Below are 18,955 nucleotides of genomic sequence, written 5' to 3' on the forward strand. Positions count from 1 at the left end.
GGCGCTGCGCTTACCCGGCCTACATCACACGTTTAACGCTTCCGCACATCCGGAATAATCAAATCCCCGCGCAGAACGTAGGACCCGAGCATTTGTGTTTTCTCCGTCAGCCAGCTCACGATGCGCGCCGCCATGGCATCCATGGAATACTCAATGGCCGGGATCACCGGAACACCCGGCAGATGCAGCGAACCGCCGAGGCTAAAGACCATGATGTCTTCCGGTACCGATTTATTAAACGCCTGTAACTGCGGGATCACCCGCTGGGCTTCCTGCTCATCCGCCACCAGCAGCGCGTTAAAGTTCAGCGTGGACGCGTTGTTGAGTAATTCCTGAAGCGCAACGGACGATGAAGTCGCGTCCATAAACACGAGGTTGCGATTAAAGGGCAGGAAGTTTTTCTCCAGCGCGTGTTTGTAGCCCAGCAGCACCTGATCGGCAAAGCCGCTGCCGTGCGGGTGGATCAGCGCTATCTGGCGACGTCCCTGGCTGGTGAGGTAGTTACAGGCCGTTTCAGCCGCGAAGGCGTGGTCGAACTGAATGCTGTTGGCGTTATCGGCTTCCATACAGTCGACCAGAATCACGTTGTCCATGTCCACGTCCAGCGGGAAACGCGCGCCAATCACCAGAATGTCATCACATAAGCCGCAGGAGAGTTCTTCAAGGGCGTTCATCACTTCTGTTTTTGTGTGTGCAAAACGCAGCAGCAGATGTTTTTGATGCTGGCTGAGGTGTTTTTCCAGCGCGTACAGGTAACCGGTGGTCTGGTTAATGTTTTCCTGCGCGCAAATCACCCCAATGCAGCCCGTCGACTGGCTGAGCAGCGACTGGGCGATCACGTTGGGACGATAGTTCAGCTCGTCCACCGCTTTCAGAACAGCCTGGCGGCTGGCTTCTTTAACGCCACGCGACCCGCTCAACACCCGTGATACCGTGGCTTTGGACACCCCGGCCAGACGCGATACATCGTTGATTGTAGACATCTCTCTCCCCTGTCAGACGCAACTGGCGTCTGTAATTTCCATCACCGCTACGGCTCACATTATAGCCAGAACGGAGTATATCCGTTTCCGTTTTCCATGGAAACCGATTTTCCGTTTCCACTCAATTTGATGACAAAACAGCCAAATTATGTGACCCACATCCGGTTAATTAGCCTCATAAGTATTGGATCTTGATGGTTATCACACTTCTGTCTTTTATAAATGGAAACCGGTTTCCGTATCATGTCCAATCATCCTCGCAATAACTTTTTACATTTTGAGGATGGTTGTCGATGTTCAAGATTATGCTGTGCTGCTCTGCCGGGATGTCCACCAGCCTGCTGGTCAGCAAAATGATCGATGTTGCAAAAGAACGGGGCTTGCCCGTGAAGATAGATGCGTATGGCGTATCCGAATTTGATACGCAGTTTCCGCACTATCAGGTGGTGCTTCTCGGACCGCAAGTGAAATACATGTTAAAGACGCTCTCAGACAAGGCAGCGACGCAAGGCATTCCGGTGCAGCCCATCGACATGATGGATTACGGCATGCAGCGTGGCGATAAAGTACTGGACTATGCTCTGTCGCTCATCGAAGCGGCACACTAAAAGGTGTTCACATGAGTTCGTTATATCAATCCATGGTCGCGGTGATTGAGCAGTCAATTACGCCGCTGGCCGCGAAGCTCGGTCAGCAAAAGTATGTGATTGCCATCCGCGACGGCTTTACCGCTGCGCTGCCGTTTATGATCATCGGCTCGTTTATGCTGGTGTTTATCTTCCCGCCGTTTTCGGCGGATACCACCAACAGCTTCGCCCGCGGCTGGCTGGATTTCTCCGAGACCTACCGCGAACAGCTGATGCTGCCGTTTAACCTCAGCATGGGCGTGATGACCTTCTTCATCTCGGTGGGGATTGGGGCGAGCCTGGGGCGTCAGTTTAACCTCGATCCGGTGATGTCCGGCCTGCTGGCCTTTATGGCCTTCCTGCTGGTCGCCGCGCCCTATGCCGATGGCAAAATTTCGACCCAGTATCTCTCCGGTCAGGGGATCTTCACTGCGCTTATCACCGCGATCTACTCCACTCGCGTCTATGCGTGGCTGAAACAGAACAACGTCACCATCCGCCTGCCGAAGGAAGTGCCGACCGGCGTGGCGCGTTCGTTTGAGATCCTGATCCCGGTGATGGTGGTGATCGGAACGCTGCACCCGCTGAACCTGTTCATTGAAGCGCAGACCGGGATGATCATCCCGCAGGCGATTATGCACCTGCTGGAGCCGCTGGTGTCGGCGTCTGACTCGCTGCCCGCCATTCTGCTCTCCGTGCTGCTGTGCCAGATCTTCTGGTTCGCTGGTATCCACGGGTCGCTGATTGTCACCGGCATCATGAACCCGTTCTGGATGGCGAACCTCTCTGCAAACCAGGCGGCGCTGGCGGCGGGCGCGGCGCTGCCGCACGTTTATCTGCAAGGTTTCTGGGATCACTACCTGCTGATTGGCGGCGTAGGCTCCACCCTGCCGCTGGCGTTCCTGCTGCTGCGTAGCCGCGTTACCCACCTGCGCACCATCGGCAAAATGGGCGTGGTGCCAAGCTTCTTTAACATCAACGAACCGATTCTGTTCGGCGCACCGATCATCATGAACCCGATGCTGTTTATCCCGTTCGTGTTTGTTCCGCTGGTCAACGCCTGCCTGGCGTACGGCGCAACCAAACTCGGCTGGCTGGCTCAGGTGGTTTCGTTAACCCCGTGGACCACCCCCGCGCCGATTGGCGCCTCGTGGGCGGCGAACTGGGCGCTCAGCCCGGTGGTGATGTGCCTGGTCTGCATGGTGATGTCCGCCCTGATGTACCTGCCGTTCCTGCGCGCCTATGAGCGTACGCTCATCAAAAATGAAGAGCAGAAAGCCCAGGCGACCGTCGGTAACGCTGAAGCCGCCAGCAATTAAGTCAAAGAGGAAGAGTCATGAAATACGCATTTCCCGATAACTTCTGGTGGGGCAGCGCAAGCTCCGCTCTCCAGACGGAAGGGACACGAGAGGGTGAAACCACGTGGGATTACTGGTTTGCCCGCGAGCCGAACCGTTTTCACAACGGCGTGGGGCCGCAGCACACCTCCACGTTTTATCAGCACTGGAAAACGGACATTCAGCTGTTAAAGCAGCTGAACCACAACAGCTTTCGCACCTCGATTAGCTGGGCGCGCCTGATCCCCGACGGTATCGGTGAAGTGAGCCCGGACGCGGTCGATTTTTACAATCAGGTCATTGATGAGCTAAACGAGCAGGGCATCACGCCGTTTATCACCCTGTTCCATTTCGACATGCCGATGGCGATGCAGGAGATTGGCGGCTGGGAAAACCGTGACGTGGTGGACGCGTACGCCCGCTATGCGCAGATTTGCTTCGAGCTGTTCGGCGATCGCGTGCTGCACTGGTTTACCTTCAATGAGCCGATTGTTCCGGTGGAAGGCGGTTATCTGTACGACTTCCACTACCCGAACGTGGTGGATTTTCGTCGGGCAGCCACCGTGGCGTATCACACCGTGCTGGCCCATGCGAAGGCCGTTCAGGCTTACCGCGCCGGACACTACGCGGGTGAGATCGGCATCGTGCTCAACCTGACGCCGTCGTACCCGCGCTCCCGGAACCCGGCGGACGTGAAGGCGGCGCACATAGCGGACCTGATGTTTAACCGCAGCTTCCTCGACCCGGTGCTGCGCGGGGAGTATCCGGCGGACCTGGTGGCATTGCTGAAATCTTACGATCAGCTGCCCGCCTGCAAGCCGGAAGACGGTTTCCTGATTGCGGAAGGGAAAATCGACCTGCTCGGCGTTAACTACTATCAGCCGCGTCGCGTGAAGTGTCGCGACAGCGCGGTGAACCCGCAGGCGCCGTTTATGCCGGAGTGGTTCTTTGATAATTACGAGATGCCGGGCCGTAAGATGAACCCGTACCGCGGCTGGGAAATCTACGCGCCGGGTATTTACGATATTCTGGTTAACCTGCGCGATAATTACGGCAACCCTCGCTGCTTTATTTCGGAAAACGGCATGGGCGTCGAAAACGAGCAGCGCTTTATTGAAAATGGCCAGATTAACGATCAATACCGCATTGATTTTATTTCTGAGCATTTATCGTGGCTGCACAAAGGTATTAGCGAAGGCTGCAATTGTCTTGGCTACCATATGTGGACATTTATTGATAACTGGTCGTGGTGTAATGCGTATAAAAACCGCTACGGTTTTATTCAACTCGATGTAGAGACGCAGCAGCGCACCATTAAAAAAAGCGGAGAGTGGTTTGCCGCCACCGCCTTAAATAATAGTTTTGATAAAGAGTAATGATGATGATCGCACTAGAAGAAGCCGTAATGGAAATTATCGTCAACGCCGGCCAGTCCCGCAGCTTGTGCTTTGAAGCCCTGCACGCGGCGCGTCAGGGCAACCTTGACGAGGCCAAAAGCCTGCTGCGCGAAGCCGACGGCTACGCACGCCAGGCGCACAAGATGCAGACCAAACTGATCGAGCAGGATGCGGGCGAAGCCCGCCAGCCGATGACCTTAATTATGGTGCACGCCCAGGATCATTTAATGAATTCCTTATTAGCGCGCGAGTTATCCGAAGAAATTATTCATTTATATCAGAGATAGTCTATGGCGAAATAATTACTGTAATACCTCTGTACCCTAAATAGAGATCCACTTGTTCTGATGATAGCGACATACTCTGTCAGATCGGAGCGGGATGGTTATTGTCTGAATAAAATTAAACTATATTGAGATAACCATGAATACGATTAAAAAACTTCCATTAACCATGGCGGTTATCGCCGCGCTTTGCCCAATTTCCGTTCTCGCTCAGGAATTCACTCAGGAGCAAATCGACGCCATTGTGGCAAAAGCGGTGGATAAAGCCCTGGCCGAGCGTCAGGCCAAAATGGACGCGGCGGTCGCGAAAAAAGCGGACGTGGTGACCGAGCCGCAGAGCGCGGCGCAATCTCCGGATATGGCGATCCCGTTTGGCATCAAATTCACCGGCTACGCCCGCTACGGCGCGCACTTCCAGGCCGCCGATCAGAAATACGTGGCGGTGGACGGCTCCTACAACGGCGCGTCCGCCATTGGTCGTCTGGGTAACGAAGGCAACGGCGGCGAGTTCCAGCTCTCTAAAGCCTTCAAGGGCGAAAACGGCGCCATCTGGGACATCAACGTGATGATCGACCACTGGGGCGACGAAGTTAACCTCAAGAAAGCCTACGCGGGCGTGACCAACATTATGGCCTCCAACCCGAACGCCTACTTCTGAGCGGGTCGCGACTTCCACCAGCGTCCGCAGCAGGGCATCAACGATTACTTCTGGATGAACCACGACGGTCAGGGCGCCGGGGTGAAGAACTTCGATATCGGCGGCGTGCAGTTTGACGTGGCCGCCGTGGCAGCGGTGGAATCCTGTAGCCCAGAAGTGATGGAAGACGAAGCCAACCCGTCGCGCATCACCTGTACCGGCGGGTCCGGCACGGGCGACAAAGGCAACTACGCCGCGACGTCTAAAATCCACGGTATGAAGCTCGGTCCGCTGGATCTGGAGCTGTACGCCAACTACGGCTTTGACTCCAAAGCCGTTGAGAGCGACGAACGTCTGAACGCCTGGCAGGGCGGCGTGGTGCTGAGCCACACCAACGACAGCGGCGTGAACAAGGTGATTGCCCGCTACTCCGATAACGCGGACAACAGCGTGTTCAACAAAACCGAGGATCTGACCACGGTCTACGCCAGCTTCGAAGGGCTGTACAAATTCACCCAGGCGACGCAGGTGGAGTACCTCCTCGCCTTCCATGACTACGACAACAGCCGCGATAAGACCGACAACCGCAAGAACTACAACGCCATCGTGCGCCCGATGCACTGGTGGAACGACGTTCACTCCACCTGGCTGGAAGCGGGCTGGCAGCACGTGGATTACGACAACGGCGGCGACAACAAGGGCTGGAAGCTGACCCTGTCGCAGAACATGTCTATCGCCATGGGGCCGGAGTTCCGTCCGATGCTGCGCTTCTACGTGACCGGCGGCAAGGTGGATAACGAACGTACCGCGCGCGTGAACAACACCAAAGATGAAACGCTGGACGACTTCAACGTCGGCGCGATGTGGGAGGCGTGGTTCTAGTACAGCGTCGTTTGTTTCGCCCGGCGGCGCTGCGCTTGCACGGGCCTACAAGGTTTTGTAGGCCGGGTAAGCGTAGCGCCACCCGGCAAGATCCCATGTTATGCTACAAAAAAACCAACATAACAGGGGAGAACATGGGTTCCACACGCAAAGGGATGCTCAACGTCCTGATCGCCGCCGTTTTATGGGGCAGTTCCGGGGTTTGCGCGCAGTACATTATGGAGAAAAGCCACATCTCTTCGCCTTACCTGACCATGGTTCGTCTGCTGTTTACCGGCGTGATCCTGCTGACGCTCTCCTTCGTTCACGGCGACAAGATTTTCTCGGTCGTCAAAAACCGCAAAGACGCCCTCAGCCTGCTGTTTTTCTCGCTGGCTGGCGCGCTTACCGTGCAGCTCACCTTCCTGCTGACAATTGAAAAATCCAACGCCGCGACGGCCACCGTGCTCCAGTTTCTGTCGCCGACCATTATCGTGGCATGGTTTGCGCTGGCGCGGAAAACGCGTCCCGGCATATTTGTCTTATCCGCGATTTTCACGTCGCTTGTGGGTACCTTCCTGCTGGTAACCCACGGCGACCCGACGTCGCTCTCCATCTCGCCGGCCGCGCTGTTCTTCGGTATCGCCTCGGCGTTTGCCGCGGCGTTTTATACGACGTACCCGTCGACGCTTATCGCCCGCTACGGCACGCTGCCGATTGTCGGCTGGAGTATGTTGATTGCGGGATTAATGCTGACGCCGTTCTACGCCGGACGCGGCACCACCTTCGTGATCGACGGCGGCCTGCTGCTGGCGTTTTTCTACCTGGTGGTGATAGGCACCGCGCTGACGTTCAGCCTGTATCTGAAAGGCGCACAGATGATCGGCGGGCCGAAGGCGAGCATTCTGAGCTGCGCCGAGCCGCTGAGCAGCGCGCTGCTGTCGGTGGTGTTGCTGGGGGTGGCATTCACCCTGCCGGACTGGCTGGGGACGCTGCTGATTGTGTCGTCGGTGGTGTTGATTTCGATGGATTCGAGAAGACGGGTTCAGACATCGGCGTAGCCTGATGCCCTCACCCCAACCCTCTCCCACGGGAGAGGGAGAAAAGCACTACTTCGCCTTAACCTTCCCCGCCACCAGCAGCGCGGTCAGCAGCATCAGCGTGCCGGAAATTACCAGCGGGGAGGTCAGCCCCAGGTGGTCGAGCGCTACGCCGCCCACCGCCGCGCCGCAGGTATTCGCCAGCTGGATCACCGCCACCTGAATCGACCCGGCTTTTTCCGCCTGATCGGCAAGCGAGCGGGTGATCCACGTCGACCAGCCCACCGGCACCAGCGCAAAGGCAAAGCCCCAGATAATCGCGATCGCCGAAGCCACCCACTTATCGCTGCCCCACAACACCAGCACCGCGGCGCTGATCGCCAGCACCAGCGGGGCACCCGCCAGCGCTACCTTCAGGGAGCGCTTCAGGAACTGAGACGACAGCGAGGTGCCGACGAAGCTGGCGATACCAAAGCTCAGCAGGACCAGCGTCAGGCCATCCACGTCAAAGCCCGCCATGGTCATATACACCGGGCGGATATAGGTGAAGAAGGCAAACTGCCCGGCAAAGGCCATGAAGATGGCGGTCATCCCCGCCAGCACGCCCGGGCGCTTCAGCAGCGCGAACATGTTCTGTTTATGGTGCGCCGCTTCCCCCGGAAGGGACGGCAGCGCCTTCCACACCCAGATTATGCACAGCACGCCCATCACCGCCGCCGCGTTAAAGACGTTGCGCCAGCCGATAATTCCACCGAGGAAACTGCCCAGCGGCGCGGCGATCACCAGCGCGATCGAGACCGCACCGAAGATAACGGACAAGGCTTTTGGCACCGTACGCGCGGGCACCAGGCGCATGGTCAGCGAGGCGGACATCGCCCAGAAGCCGCCTAATCCCAGCCCCAGACAGGCACGGCCGAGCAGCAGCAGGGTGAAGCTTTCAGCGAAAGAGACCAGCAGGCAGGAGAGCGTCAGCAGCACGCTGAACAGAATGACCACCTTGCGGCGGTCGATGGTGCCGATCGCCTGGGTGATAAACAGGCTGGCGAACATCGCCACAAACGCGGTGACGGTCACGGACTGCCCCGCCACGCCCTCGGAAATGCCCAGATCCTGCGCCATCGGCGTCAGCAGGCTGACCGGCAGGAACTCGACGGTGATCAGGCAGGCGACGCAAAATGCCACGGAGAAAACCGCCGACCAGTTGGGGCGTGAAACCTCTTTGGCCTGCGGTGTAGTCGTGGGCTGGGTATGTTCTGTCATGGCATCACCTGAAGATAAAAACGTGCGGAAAAGTCGCGCAGTTTATCATCAAAAGTGTGACGAATTTAACGTTTCGACAACTTTTGTCGTTTTTTAATGCCGGGCGGCGCTGCGCTTGCGCCGGCCTACGGGCTTGTAGGCCCGGTAAGCAAAGCGCCACCGGGCAAAATTACCCGCGAGCCTTAAGAGCGGCATTCGCCAACCCGACAATCCACTCCTGATGCCCGTTAATCATTTGGTTCGGCACCGTGCGCGCTAATTCCTGCGCCGGCACGCCTTTCTGCGACTCCTGAGTCAGAATGCGCACGCGGTTTCCCGGCAGGTCTTCAAACAGCCAGGCGTGGATCACGTCCAGACGCGAATTTGCATCCCCTTCTACCCAGCCGTGCCACGCGATACGCGCGGCTTCGCCTTCCACGGGCGGAACATACTCCGTCACCTGCGCCTCAACCGGAAAGCCAAAGGTGGTGAAGCGGAAGCGGGCGTTGGCGCTCAGCGCCGGGCCGCTGCCGTCGTGAAAACGGATATCTTCGGCGTTGCTGTAGTAGTTCGGCCACAGGGTGGTGTCGTTGAGCTGCGCCCAAATCTCTTTTGCGCTCAGCCCGGCGACGATGATTTCGTTGGAGGCAAAGTTATCGGTGGTGCCGGGCAGGTAGTCGTTCGGCCAGATAATGGCGGATTGTTTCATGGTTCACCTCATCGGTTAGTTGATAAGGTGATGGTGCGCCTGCGGGTGATATAAATCTAATGACGATGCTTTATACTCTTCATCACGTTTTGTGATATCAGTGCAGGTAAAACACGCCCTCTTCCGGCAGGAAAAGCTGGTTGTAGCGCAGCTGGAAGGCGTTGAACTCCTGCGGGTCTGGCTCTATCTCGCGCATAAAGCCGAGCGCGAGGCGGATTTGCGCGTCGGTGATCGGCGCGGCCAGACGGGCTTTACGCAGCATGCGGTGCCAGGTATGCAGATTCTCTTCGCTGGCGTCGACGATGCAGACCTGCCAGATCAGCAGCACCTGGGCGGCATTTTGCAGATGCGCCTCGTCGGGGCGTTCAAGATAGTGGATAAACTCATTGCCCGGCGTTTTACCGAACTGGTCAATCATCGACTCGACCGGCATCGGGGTGATCCCCAGCCGCTCGCTTAAACGTTTGATGGCGCGGCGGGAGTCTGAGGTCAGGACACGAAATCCAACCACAAACACCACGGCAAGCGTTGCCAGCATTATCCAGACCATGCGTTCTCCTTAGACTAGCCGCCCATCATAGCGGGAAACGCAGCGCGTCAACAGCGGGCAGCGCCATAATAGTAAACGGAAAAGAGGTGGAAAAACGTCATGAAAGCGGATCTGCGCACGCTGGATCTTAACCTGCTGAAAACGCTGGATGCCCTGCTGGACGAACGCAGCGTCACCCGCGCGGCGGCGCGTCTTGCCCTGACCCAGCCAGCGGTAAGCGGCATGCTTAACCGCCTGCGGGATTACTTTGAAGACCCGCTGTTTATCCGCGCGCCGCACGGCATCGTGCCTACCACCCGGGCGGAAGCAATGGCGGCTCCCGTCAAACGCATTCTGGCAGATATCGACGAGCTGCTTCAGCCGATCGCCTTTGATCCGCTCACCGCAACGTTCACCTTCACGCTTGCCGCGACCGACTACGCCCTGCGCGCGGTCGTCGTGCCGTTTATCGCTGCGCTTAAGGTACAGGCGCCGGGTATTCGCGTGCGCGTGGTGCCTGTGGAATCTGACCGTCTGGTCAGCCAGCTCGAACAAGGCTCTGTCGACGTGGCGCTGATCACCCCGCACACCACGCCAGATGAGCTTCACAGCCGGGCGCTTTATGATGAACGGTACGTTTGCATGATGCGTGCCGACCATCCGGATGCCGGACAGCCCATGACGTTAGACCGGTTTTGCGCCCTGGAGCATGTGCTGGTCTCTTACGAGGGCGACGGTTTTCGCGGCGTAACGGATGGCGCGCTGGAGAAAACTGGCCGAACGCGGCATGTTGGCTTATCGGTGAGTAACTTTTTAGTCCTGCCGGACGTGCTGGCCCTCAGCGATATGATTGCCGTTGTGCCATCACGCATAGCGGAAAAGCAGACGGGGATGTTCGTCTGCGAGACGCCGGTTCCCGTGCCCGGTTTTACCAAAAGCATGGCCTGGCACGGCAGAACGCACCGCAACCTCGCGCAGGCGTGGCTGCGCGGGCTGTTGCTGGAGACCAGTCAGCGCGCCTGAAGCCCTTTCAGCAGCGCCTCGTGGAAGCGTGCAGGATCCTGCATCTGCGGCGCGTGGCCCATGTCGTTAAATTCAATCAGCGTCGCGTGCGGGATGCGCTTCGCCGTCTCTTTGCCCAGCACCGTGTAGTTACCGAGCGTCTTGCGGATCTCCGGTGGGGCGAGATCTTTCCCGATGGCGGTGTTGTCCTTCGTGCCGATCATCAATAATACCGGCATCTTCAGCTCGCTAAATTCATAGACGACCGGCTGGGTATAAATCATGTCGTAGAGCAGCGCCGAGTTCCACGCCACGCGCGCTTTGCCCGGCCCGTTGTTTAACCCGGCAAGCATGGTGACCCAGCGCTCGTACTCCGGCTTCCACTCCCCGGCGTAGTAGGTGTTTTTCTCGTACTGACGAATACCGTCGGCGCTGACTTTCAGCTCGCGCTGGTACCACTGGTCGACCGTAATATGCGGCACGCCGCGCGCTTTCCAGTCTTCAAGCCCTATTGGGTTCACCATCACCAGTTGCTCCACCTGCTGCGGCCACATCAGCGCGTAGCGGGTCGCCAGCATGCCGCCGGTCGAATGGCCGATAACCGTCACGCGATCAACGCCGAGCGTTTTCAGCAGCGCGTGGGTGTTATCCGCCAGCTGCTGGAAGGTGTACTGATAATGCTCCGGCTTGGTGGATTTGCAGAAGCCGATCTGGTCGGGTGCGATCACGCGATACCCGCTGGCTGAAAGCGCGCGGATCGTGCCGTCCCAGGTGCCAGCGCAGAAGTTTTTGCCGTGCATCAGCACCACGGTGCGGCCGTTGGGTTTTTCCGGCTTCACGTCCAGGTAAGCCATATCCAGAGGCTGGTTCTGCGAGGTAAAGGTAAAGTGTTTTACCGGCCAGCCGTAGTCAAAACCTTCCAGCTTCTCGCCGTAGGTGGGGGCATCCGCGGCCATTGCGGGGGAGGCCAGCGCCATCAACAGCGCCAGGCAGGACAATCGTCGGGTCAACATGCAAGCTCTCCGTTAGCAAAAGGGGCTAAGGCTGCACGAAAGGCGGCAGCAAAAAAACTGTAGAGCATGGAGAGGGGCGGGTGTGTAAAGCGGGGTAAAGGTAAAAGGCAGGCCGTGAAAAATAAAAAAGCCCGGCATCACACACCGGGCAAAGAAGTTACCTGCACACTCAGGCTACTTTTAATTTCTGCGCACGATTCTCACGGCGGATCTTACGCTCTTCCAGCACCGCAACCATCGCCATCAGGACGATACAGCCAATCGCTGCCGCATCCAGCGCGGCGAAGGTGCCCGCCCAGCCGGTAAGGCCGAAAATCGGCGTACCGTCGGCGATCATGCCCAGACCGAGCTTGGCGAAGCTGTCGCCGATCAGGTAGGCGAAGGTGCCCTTAATCCCATCGGCTGCGCCGATCGCTTTTTTCGGCACAAAGCCAACCGCCGCCACGCCGATCAGCAGTTGCGGACCGAACACCAGGAAGCCGAGCGCAAACAGCGACGCCAGGTAAACGTACTGGTTGCTGGCGTGCTGGTAAACGCCGAGCGTGGCGATAATCAGCGCCAGCGCGACGCAGGCCACCAGCGCGCGACGGCCGTTGGCGAGGTCCGAGAGCCAGCCCCACAGCAGGGTGCCGACCAGCGCGCCCACCTCGAACAGAGTGAAGCCCTGAATCGCCACCTCTTTCGAGAGCTTCAGCTCCTGGAAGGCATACACGGTGGACCACTGGTCGATACCGATACGCACCACGTACAGGAAGATGTTCGAGAAGCAGAGCAGCCAGATCACTTTGTTTTTCAGCACGTACTCAACAAAGATCTGCCATTTGGACATCTCGTTTTCTTCGGTCTCTTTGTCCTCCTCGCTGATCTCCTCCCCGAACAGCTCTTCAGCTTTGCCGAGGCCGTAGGATTCCGGGGAATCGCTGCCGTAGCGCAGGCCGATAAAGCCGACAATCAGGGCGATAATCGACGGGAAGATAAACATGCCAATCACGTGGCCGTCGAACAGGTAGTTCGCACCGAACAGCGCCACGCCGGCCGCGCCCGCTCCGCCGAGGTTGTGGGAGATGTTCCACATGCCGAGGTACGAACCCCGCTTGCGGCGCGGGGTCCATTTGGTGATGGTGGAGTAGCTGCACGACCCGCCGGTACTCTGGAAGAATCCGCTCAGGGCGTAGAAGGCGATCATCAGGAACAGGCTGACGGAGCCCGCGCCCATGCTGGCGCTGAAGCCGAGCATACAGATGGCGGAGAGGATCAGCATAAACGGCAGGAACTGCTTGGTGTTTTTGCCGTCCGCGTAGTAGGACACAACCGTTTTCCCCACGCCGTAGGTGATGGAGAAGCCCAGGCCAATCATCCCCAGCTGCGTCATGCTCAGCCCGTAGGTCGAGATCATGTCGTTCTGCGCGATGTTAAAGTTTTTGCGGATCAGGTACATGGTCAGGTAGCCGATGAAGACCACCAGATAGGACTGCATGAACGGTTTGAACCACATCTTGCGCCGCACGTCGAGCGGCAGATCCAGGGTCGGCTTGCGCACCTGATTTAAGAAGGCCAGCATGACTGAGTTACTCCTGAGCTGATTTTTGCAGCATTGTAAAAACCAGCCAGGAGAGATGCCTGAGACAGCGTCCAGGTGAAACCGGGAAAATTTCTTAGTTTTGCGCGTCTCGGCAGCAAAAGGTGAGGCGCGTCACGCTTCGCGCGGTGCCTGCGCGTGCAAAAACGGCAGCAACAGCAGGGCGGAGATGCCCGCCGCGATGGCGATCACCGCGAAGAACCCGCTCCAGTGCCAGACGTCGATCACCCGCGCCAGCGGCCAGCCGGAGAGCGATGCGCCAAGGTAGGCAAACAGCCCGACAAAGCCCGTCGCCGCGCCTGCCGCCTCTTTGTGGGAACACTCCGCCGCCGCCATGCCGATCAGCATCTGCGGGCCAAAGACGAAAAAACCGATGGTGAAGAAGCACGCCGCCTGCATCACGTAGCTGGCGAACGGCATCAACCACAGCGACCCGACGGAGAGCAAAATCCCGGCGGCAAAAATCAGGTTCATCGGACCGCGGTTGCCGTTGAACAGCTTGTCCGAGCCCCAGCCCGCCACCAGCGCGCCGATAAACCCGCCCAATTCAAACATGGTCACCGCCGAGTTGGCGGTCACCAGGTCCACGCCGAGAGTTTCGGACATGTACAGGTTGCCCCAGTCGTTGATGGCCGCGCGCACCACGTAGACCAGCACGTAGCAGAGCGACAGCAGCCAGATGTAGGGGTTTTTCAGCACGTATTTGGTGAGGATCTCCTGACGGGACAGCCCGGCCCCTTCCTGCTGCTGGGCGATCTCCATCTCGTCGTGCCGCCAGTCTCCCACCGGCGGCAGGCCGACGGTTTGCGGCCTGTCGCGCAGGCGCCAGCAGAGGAACAGCCCGGCGACAATCGCGAGGCCACCGGCAATCATCATCCCCGCGCGCCAGCCGTAGTGCAGCGCTGCGGCACCCACCACCATCGGGATCAGCGCCCCGCCGACGTTATGCGCGGTATTCCATATCGCCCACCAGCCGCCGCGCTCGTTGCGCGAGTACCAGGCGGTGAGCAGGCGGGCGCAGACCGGCGCGCCCCAGCCCTGGAAAAAGGCGTTCAGCGCCCACAGCAGGGCAAAGGCCCACAGCGAGGTGGAGAAACCAAACAGGATGTTCACCACGCCGGTGGCGATCAGCCCAACGCCCATAAAATAGCGCGCGTTGGAGCGGTCGCTGACGATGCCGGAGAAGAACTTCGACAGGCCGTAGGTGATGTAAAACAGCGTCGCCAGCAGGCCGATATCGGTGCGCGTCATCACGCCGCTGGCGAGGATTTCCGGCGCGGCGGCGTTGAAGCTTTTGCGGGTGAAGTAGAACAGCGCGTAGCCGAGCCAGATGGTAATCAGGATATGGCGACGCCAGTAGCGGTAGCGGGAGTCGATTTCCGCTTTGTTGCTTAATGGGGCTGCGCTGGCGGGGGTTTTAAACATGGTGCGTCCTTAACGGCAAACTGACGCTGACGCGCGTCCCGTGGGTGCAGGAGATGTTCAGCGTGCCGCCCAGCGCCTTTACGCGCTCGCGCATGCCCGCAAGACCAAACCCCTGCTGGCCGGAGCCCGGCGGCAGGCCGCAGCCGTCGTCTTCAATCACCAGCATCAGGCGCTCGTCCTGCTGCCAGCCCTGGATCGTTACCGCGCTGGCGCTGGCGTGTTTGACGATGTTGTTCAGCCCTTCCTGGCAGACGCGGAAAAGGGTCACGCGCTGGCCTTCGCTCAGGGTAGCTTCATTGATGCGCCAGTCGAGATGGCTGACAATCCCGCGGCTCTCCAGCTCCATCTCGCGCATCAGAGAGCGTATTGCCTGCTCGAGCGAGAGATCGTCAAGCTGGCGCGGGCGCAGCCGCCCTAACAGGCGACGAACGGAATCATAGACGCCCAGCGAAAGCTGTTCGATATGCGCCCCGCCCTGCTTCACGCCCGCGTTTTCTGCCGCCAGGCGCTGAACAATGCCCGCCTGGGTGCGGATGGCGGTGATGGTCTGGCCGATGTCATCGTGCAGCTCGCGAGCAACCTCCTGGCGCACGCTCTCTTCCGTCTCCAGCAGACGCTCCGCCAGACGGCGGTTGCGCGCCAGCTCGGCTTGCAGAGACTGGTTCAGCTCGCGCAGGCGCTGTATGCCCGCGCCGAGCAGCAGCCCGGTCAGGCTCTGGGCCAGCAGCGAGAGCAGCAGATCTACCGGGTGATCGTGCCAGGTCTGGCTGGCAATCAGCGCGATGGCGTTCATCAGCGTGGCGATCAATGCGCCCTGCCAGCCGTAATGCCAGGCAAGGGCGATGATCGGCAGCGCCAGACAAAACGGCGTGAAGCGTGATAATTCAGCGGGCAGACCAAGCTGCAACCACAGGCTCACCACAAACAGCAGCAGATACCAGATCAGGTGCCGGGCGCGCCAGTTCACCGGCTGGGAGACCAGCGCCGGGCCGAGCGGCTGCCAGACGGTGCTGGTAAGGTAATGCCAGAAAACCAGGCAGGTCGGGGCCAGCGTCAGGCCGCCGGTGAGGGTCAGCAGCAGGGCGTTGAGCCCCTCCTTTTCACCCACCCACGGCAGGGACTGCAACAGCGCGGCGGCAATCAGCGCCGCACCCTGACGCAGCAGCGTGCGCCAGTCGCGCTGGTGACGGTAGCGGGAAATCAGGGCGACCGGGATAAGCGTGAGCAGGCTTCCGGTCATCAATAAAGGCAGGTGCGCGAGGGCCACTTCCTGCGCCAGCCAGATCAGCATCAGCCACTCTGCGCCCAGCAGCACCGGCCAGTAGCCGCGCGGGCATTGCAGCATTAGCCCCAGCCGCAGGCCAAAGGGGAACAGCAGCACCGCCAGCTCCGGGCGCTCGACAAGATGCAGGCTGATACTCCACAGACAGAACCACGCGGCGGAGAAGATAAAAAAGCTGGCGACGACGGCGATCAGCCGTGAAAACAGGGAGTTCATTGCCAGCTGTCAAACATACGGCGCGCCAGCTCGACATCGTTACTGACGTTGAGTTTTTCCATCAGGTTGGCGCGATGAACGTGAACGGTCTTTGGCGACAGCCCCAGCTCTACGGCAATCTCTTTCACCGACATGCCCTGGGCAAGTTTCTCTGCCACCTGGCGCTCGCGTCTGGTGAGCGGATCCTGCCGTCCCGCCGCCAGCTTGATGGCAATATCCGGCGTCAGGTAGCAGCCGCCGGTGGAGACGGTACGCACGGCGGCAATCAGCTCGTCCGGGCTACAGCGTTTAGAGAGAAACCCGCGCGCCCCCGCGTTGAGCGCCTGCTCGACCAGCGCCGGGCTGTCGTGGACCGAGAGCATAATCGTCGCCATCCCTTTCGGCAGCTGGCTTAACAGCTCCAGCCCGGAGAGGTCCGGCATTGAGATATCGCAGATACAGACCTGCACCCCGCGTCCCGGCAGACCCGCCAGCGCCTCGCGTCCTGAGCCAAACTCGGCCACGACCTGAAAATCCGGTTCGAGGTTTAAAAGCTGGGCAAAGCCGGAGCGAACGATAAGGTGGTCGTCGATAAGGGCGATGGTGGTCATGGTTTGATCCTGATGCGTGAACGCGCCGGATGGCGGCGCAAACGCCTTATCCGGCCTACGTGTAACGTCCTTGCAGGCCGGATAAGCGCAGCGCCATCCGGCAAAAGCCTCTTACCTTAAGTGATTTACTCAAAAAACACCGCAATTTTGTTAAACATGGTGGGATCGGACTGGTTGCGTGCCACTTTGGTGACGTCCTCCAGCTTGTCGATCTGCGCCATCATCTGCTCCAGACGCTGGTCGTCGTTCACCAGTAGCCAGATGCGGCTGTGCTCGCTGCCCTGAATCGGCAGGCACAGAATGCCTTCCACGTTAAACGCCCGACGGGCAAAGAGCCCACAGACGTGGGTCATGACGCCTGGGTGGTTGCGGACGGTGAGTTCCAGAATGACGTTATCACATTGTTTCTGCATGGCTTATTCCCCCACCATCTCAGTATTTGCCGCACCCGGCGGCACCATCGGATACACTTTTTGTTCAGGGTCGATACGCACGTGGATCAGCGCCGGGCCAGGGCGAGAAATCGCATCCTGCAACGCCGCGTGGGCATCTTCTTCGGCGTTCAGATCGCAGGTGTGCAGGCCAAAACCAGCGGCAATCTGCATAAAGTTGATCATCCCCGGATAGGTCGCCGCAAACACGCCCTGCTTATAGAACAAGCTCTGCTGCTGGTGCACCAGACCCAGCGCCTCGTTGTTCATCAGAATGATTTTAACGTCTAACTGGTTTTCGGCCGCCGTCGCCATCTCCTGAATATTCATCATCAGGCTGCCGTCACCGGAGAAGCAGATCACCTTGCGGTCCGGGTTGGCGAGCGCCGCGCCAACCGCTGCTGGCAGGCCGAAGCCCATGGTGCCAAGGCCGCCGGAGGTCAGCCACTGGCGCGGACGGTTCAGCGGATACGCCTGAGCGGTCCACATCTGATGCTGGCCGACGTCGGTGGTGATAATCGCGCTGTCATCCACGCAGGCGGCGACGGCGTTGATAAGACCATAGTGGCTCAGCGGGTCGCCCTCGATTGGGATAGCGCCCGGGAACTCCCGTTGCAGATCGGCCACCAGCTGGCGCCAGTCGGCGCGGTCGGTTGCCTCCGTCTGCGGGATCAGCTGCGCCAGCACCTCGGCCACGTCGCCCTGGATCGCCACGTGCGGCTGCTTGATTTTACCCAGCTCGGCGCGGTCGATATCCACGTGAATGATTTTGGCGTTCGGGCAGAACTGCTCGGTTTTGCCAATCGCCCGGTCATCAAAACGCGCCCCCATAACTATCAGCAAATCCGCCTCTTGCAGGATGTAGTTGGTGCTGCGCGCGCCGTGCATGCCCAGCATGCCGAGAGAGAGCGGGTGCGCTTTTGGCAGCATACCCAGCGCCATCAGGGTCATGGTGGTGGGCAAATTAGCTTTTTCAGCGAACTGGCGGATTTCATCCGCGGCGTTGATCGTCCCGCCGCCCAGATAGAGCACCGGGCGTTTGGCGGCGTTGATCATCGCCGCCGCATCGCGCACGCTCTCAGCGCTGAATTCTGGCGCGGGGGCACGGTCACCCGGCTCCGGCAGAACGTCGATTTCAATTTCTGCGGTCTGGACATCCTTAGGAATGTCTATCCACACCGGGCCCGGGCGGCCAGACTGCGCAATGCGGAACGCATCGCTGATAACCTGAGGCAGCTCGCTGATATCGCGAACTAAATAGTTATGTTTGGTGATGGGGATAGAGATGCCGTAGGTGTCGACTTCCTGGAACGCATCGGTGCCGATCATCGAGGACGGCACCTGGCCGGTAATGCAGATCAGCGGAATGGAGTCGAGACGCGCGTCGGCGATGGCGGTCACCAGGTTAGTGGCGCCCGGCCCGCTACAGGCCATACAGACCGCCGGTTTACCCTGGGTACGCGCCATGCCCTGGGCGATAAAGCCTGCGCCCTGCTCGTGGCGCGCCAGCACGTGGCGGATCTGTGTGCTTTGGCTTAACGCATCATACAGCGGCAGTACGGTCCCACCCGGGATGCCCGCAACGGTGGTGATGCCCTGTCGTTCCAGTAAATGAACAATCAGCTGCGCGCCTGTAAAACGCGTCTTGGTGGATGTTGTGCCCGAACTTGCCATGCTCCAGTCCTTTTCTTCTGAGCCAGCCTTCCGGGGAGGGTCCTAAACGAAAAACCCCGCCCGGTTTGCGCCGGCGGGGTTTTGGATTCGTGTGTTGATCC

Annotated in this window: 17 protein-coding genes and 1 pseudogene; 7 read left to right on the forward strand and 11 right to left on the reverse strand. The window is 59.3% G+C overall.

The features are described from left to right. Positions 1–32: 32 nt before the first annotated feature. On the reverse strand, positions 33–983 hold the full coding sequence (locus SK58_RS01710; protein ID WP_023302833.1) for a LacI family DNA-binding transcriptional regulator: 951 nt from the start codon (positions 981–983) through the stop codon (positions 33–35). Between the two features lie 293 nt (positions 984–1,276). On the opposite strand from SK58_RS01710, the gene SK58_RS01715 reads away from it, so the two are divergent. The 6 genes and pseudogenes from SK58_RS01715 to SK58_RS01740 all read left to right on the forward strand — a co-directional run bounded on the left by SK58_RS01715 (position 1,277) and on the right by SK58_RS01740 (position 7,186). Beyond that, the gene (locus tag SK58_RS01715; RefSeq protein ID WP_003861034.1) at positions 1,277–1,591 is read left to right on the forward strand and encodes a PTS sugar transporter subunit IIB; all 315 of its coding nucleotides are present in this window, start codon (positions 1,277–1,279) and stop codon (positions 1,589–1,591) included. Between the two features lie 11 nt (positions 1,592–1,602). Beyond that, entirely contained in the window at positions 1,603–2,928 is a 1,326-nt protein-coding gene (locus SK58_RS01720) for a PTS sugar transporter subunit IIC (RefSeq protein ID WP_023302832.1), read from the forward strand. Positions 2,929–2,945: 17 nt separating this feature from the next. Next, positions 2,946–4,322: a glycoside hydrolase family 1 protein gene (locus SK58_RS01725; RefSeq protein WP_023302831.1), complete on the forward strand. Its 1,377-nt coding sequence runs from the start codon at positions 2,946–2,948 to the stop codon at positions 4,320–4,322. A 5-nt stretch (positions 4,323–4,327) separates the two neighbouring features. After that, entirely contained in the window at positions 4,328–4,630 is a 303-nt protein-coding gene (locus SK58_RS01730) for a PTS lactose/cellobiose transporter subunit IIA (RefSeq protein ID WP_014168006.1), read from the forward strand. 136 nt (positions 4,631–4,766) lie between these two features. Further along, positions 4,767–6,146 (forward strand): annotated as a pseudogene (locus tag SK58_RS01735) (carbohydrate porin). A gap of 134 nt (positions 6,147–6,280) precedes the next feature. Further along, entirely contained in the window at positions 6,281–7,186 is a 906-nt protein-coding gene (locus SK58_RS01740; protein WP_017383673.1) for an EamA family transporter, read from the forward strand. A gap of 48 nt (positions 7,187–7,234) precedes the next feature. On the opposite strand, the gene nepI is transcribed toward SK58_RS01740, so the two are convergent. The 3 genes from nepI to SK58_RS01755 form a co-directional block, all read right to left on the reverse strand. Next, positions 7,235–8,425: a purine ribonucleoside efflux pump NepI gene (nepI, locus tag SK58_RS01745; RefSeq protein WP_015570108.1), complete on the reverse strand. Its 1,191-nt coding sequence runs from the start codon at positions 8,423–8,425 to the stop codon at positions 7,235–7,237. A gap of 169 nt (positions 8,426–8,594) precedes the next feature. Continuing rightward, positions 8,595–9,113, reverse strand: a complete 519-nt coding sequence (locus SK58_RS01750) for an SRPBCC domain-containing protein (protein ID WP_048219287.1) — start codon at positions 9,111–9,113, stop codon at positions 8,595–8,597. 97 nt (positions 9,114–9,210) lie between these two features. After that, positions 9,211–9,663, reverse strand: a complete 453-nt coding sequence (locus tag SK58_RS01755; protein WP_045339531.1) for a DUF1198 domain-containing protein — start codon at positions 9,661–9,663, stop codon at positions 9,211–9,213. Between the two features lie 99 nt (positions 9,664–9,762). Here SK58_RS01755 and SK58_RS01760 point away from each other — a divergent pair, with 99 nt between their 5' ends. Then, positions 9,763–10,665, forward strand: a complete 903-nt coding sequence (locus SK58_RS01760; protein WP_015570111.1) for a LysR family transcriptional regulator — start codon at positions 9,763–9,765, stop codon at positions 10,663–10,665. Here SK58_RS01760 and SK58_RS01765 read toward each other — a convergent pair. The 7 genes from SK58_RS01765 to ilvB all read right to left on the reverse strand — a co-directional run bounded on the left by SK58_RS01765 (position 10,653) and on the right by ilvB (position 18,854). Continuing rightward, positions 10,653–11,657: an alpha/beta fold hydrolase gene (locus SK58_RS01765; protein WP_032646693.1), complete on the reverse strand. Its 1,005-nt coding sequence runs from the start codon at positions 11,655–11,657 to the stop codon at positions 10,653–10,655. The genes SK58_RS01760 and SK58_RS01765 overlap by 13 nt on opposite strands. A 169-nt stretch (positions 11,658–11,826) precedes the next feature. Then, a complete protein-coding gene (gene uhpT / locus SK58_RS01770; protein WP_006808805.1) occupies positions 11,827–13,218 on the reverse strand; it encodes a hexose-6-phosphate:phosphate antiporter in 1,392 nt (463 codons plus the stop codon). A 132-nt stretch (positions 13,219–13,350) separates the two neighbouring features. Then, on the reverse strand, positions 13,351–14,661 hold the full coding sequence (locus tag SK58_RS01775) for an MFS transporter (RefSeq protein WP_039269389.1): 1,311 nt from the start codon (positions 14,659–14,661) through the stop codon (positions 13,351–13,353). After that, positions 14,654–16,159: a signal transduction histidine-protein kinase/phosphatase UhpB gene (uhpB, locus tag SK58_RS01780; protein ID WP_015570112.1), complete on the reverse strand. Its 1,506-nt coding sequence runs from the start codon at positions 16,157–16,159 to the stop codon at positions 14,654–14,656. The genes SK58_RS01775 and uhpB overlap by 8 nt, the downstream gene beginning before the upstream one ends. Next, positions 16,156–16,749, reverse strand: coding sequence for a transcriptional regulator UhpA (uhpA, locus tag SK58_RS01785; RefSeq protein WP_003861054.1), 594 nt, complete (start codon positions 16,747–16,749; stop codon positions 16,156–16,158). The genes uhpB and uhpA overlap by 4 nt, the downstream gene beginning before the upstream one ends. Before the next feature lie 125 nt (positions 16,750–16,874). Next, positions 16,875–17,162, reverse strand: coding sequence for an acetolactate synthase small subunit (gene ilvN / locus SK58_RS01790; protein ID WP_015570113.1), 288 nt, complete (start codon positions 17,160–17,162; stop codon positions 16,875–16,877). A gap of 3 nt (positions 17,163–17,165) precedes the next feature. After that, complete coding sequence (gene ilvB, locus SK58_RS01795) at positions 17,166–18,854, reverse strand: acetolactate synthase large subunit (protein ID WP_048219288.1); 1,689 nt, start codon at positions 18,852–18,854, stop codon at positions 17,166–17,168. Between the last annotated feature and the right edge of the window lie 101 nt (positions 18,855–18,955).

The sequence above is a fragment of the Enterobacter sp. BIDMC93 genome, from assembly GCF_001037805.1.
Lineage (GTDB): Bacteria > Pseudomonadota > Gammaproteobacteria > Enterobacterales > Enterobacteriaceae > Enterobacter > Enterobacter hormaechei_C.

Excerpts from the sequence above, each read along its gene's own strand:
- uhpA (WP_003861054.1), bottom strand. The coding sequence starts at position 16,749 with ATGACCACCATCGCCCTTATCGACGACCACCTTATCGTTCGCTCCGGC.
- SK58_RS01725 (WP_023302831.1), top strand. The coding sequence starts at position 2,946 with ATGAAATACGCATTTCCCGATAACTTCTGGTGGGGCAGCGCAAGCTCC.
- SK58_RS01750 (WP_048219287.1), bottom strand. The coding sequence starts at position 9,113 with ATGAAACAATCCGCCATTATCTGGCCGAACGACTACCTGCCCGGCACC.
- ilvN (WP_015570113.1), bottom strand. The coding sequence starts at position 17,162 with ATGCAGAAACAATGTGATAACGTCATTCTGGAACTCACCGTCCGCAAC.
- SK58_RS01765 (WP_032646693.1), bottom strand. The coding sequence starts at position 11,657 with ATGTTGACCCGACGATTGTCCTGCCTGGCGCTGTTGATGGCGCTGGCC.
- SK58_RS01720 (WP_023302832.1), top strand. The coding sequence starts at position 1,603 with ATGAGTTCGTTATATCAATCCATGGTCGCGGTGATTGAGCAGTCAATT.
- SK58_RS01710 (WP_023302833.1), bottom strand. The coding sequence starts at position 983 with ATGTCTACAATCAACGATGTATCGCGTCTGGCCGGGGTGTCCAAAGCC.
- SK58_RS01715 (WP_003861034.1), top strand. The coding sequence starts at position 1,277 with ATGTTCAAGATTATGCTGTGCTGCTCTGCCGGGATGTCCACCAGCCTG.
- SK58_RS01740 (WP_017383673.1), top strand. The coding sequence starts at position 6,281 with ATGGGTTCCACACGCAAAGGGATGCTCAACGTCCTGATCGCCGCCGTT.
- uhpT (WP_006808805.1), bottom strand. The coding sequence starts at position 13,218 with ATGCTGGCCTTCTTAAATCAGGTGCGCAAGCCGACCCTGGATCTGCCG.
- ilvB (WP_048219288.1), bottom strand. The coding sequence starts at position 18,854 with ATGGCAAGTTCGGGCACAACATCCACCAAGACGCGTTTTACAGGCGCG.
- nepI (WP_015570108.1), bottom strand. The coding sequence starts at position 8,425 with ATGACAGAACATACCCAGCCCACGACTACACCGCAGGCCAAAGAGGTT.
- uhpB (WP_015570112.1), bottom strand. The coding sequence starts at position 16,159 with ATGAACTCCCTGTTTTCACGGCTGATCGCCGTCGTCGCCAGCTTTTTT.
- SK58_RS01730 (WP_014168006.1), top strand. The coding sequence starts at position 4,328 with ATGATCGCACTAGAAGAAGCCGTAATGGAAATTATCGTCAACGCCGGC.
- SK58_RS01775 (WP_039269389.1), bottom strand. The coding sequence starts at position 14,661 with ATGTTTAAAACCCCCGCCAGCGCAGCCCCATTAAGCAACAAAGCGGAA.
- SK58_RS01755 (WP_045339531.1), bottom strand. The coding sequence starts at position 9,663 with ATGGTCTGGATAATGCTGGCAACGCTTGCCGTGGTGTTTGTGGTTGGA.
- SK58_RS01760 (WP_015570111.1), top strand. The coding sequence starts at position 9,763 with ATGAAAGCGGATCTGCGCACGCTGGATCTTAACCTGCTGAAAACGCTG.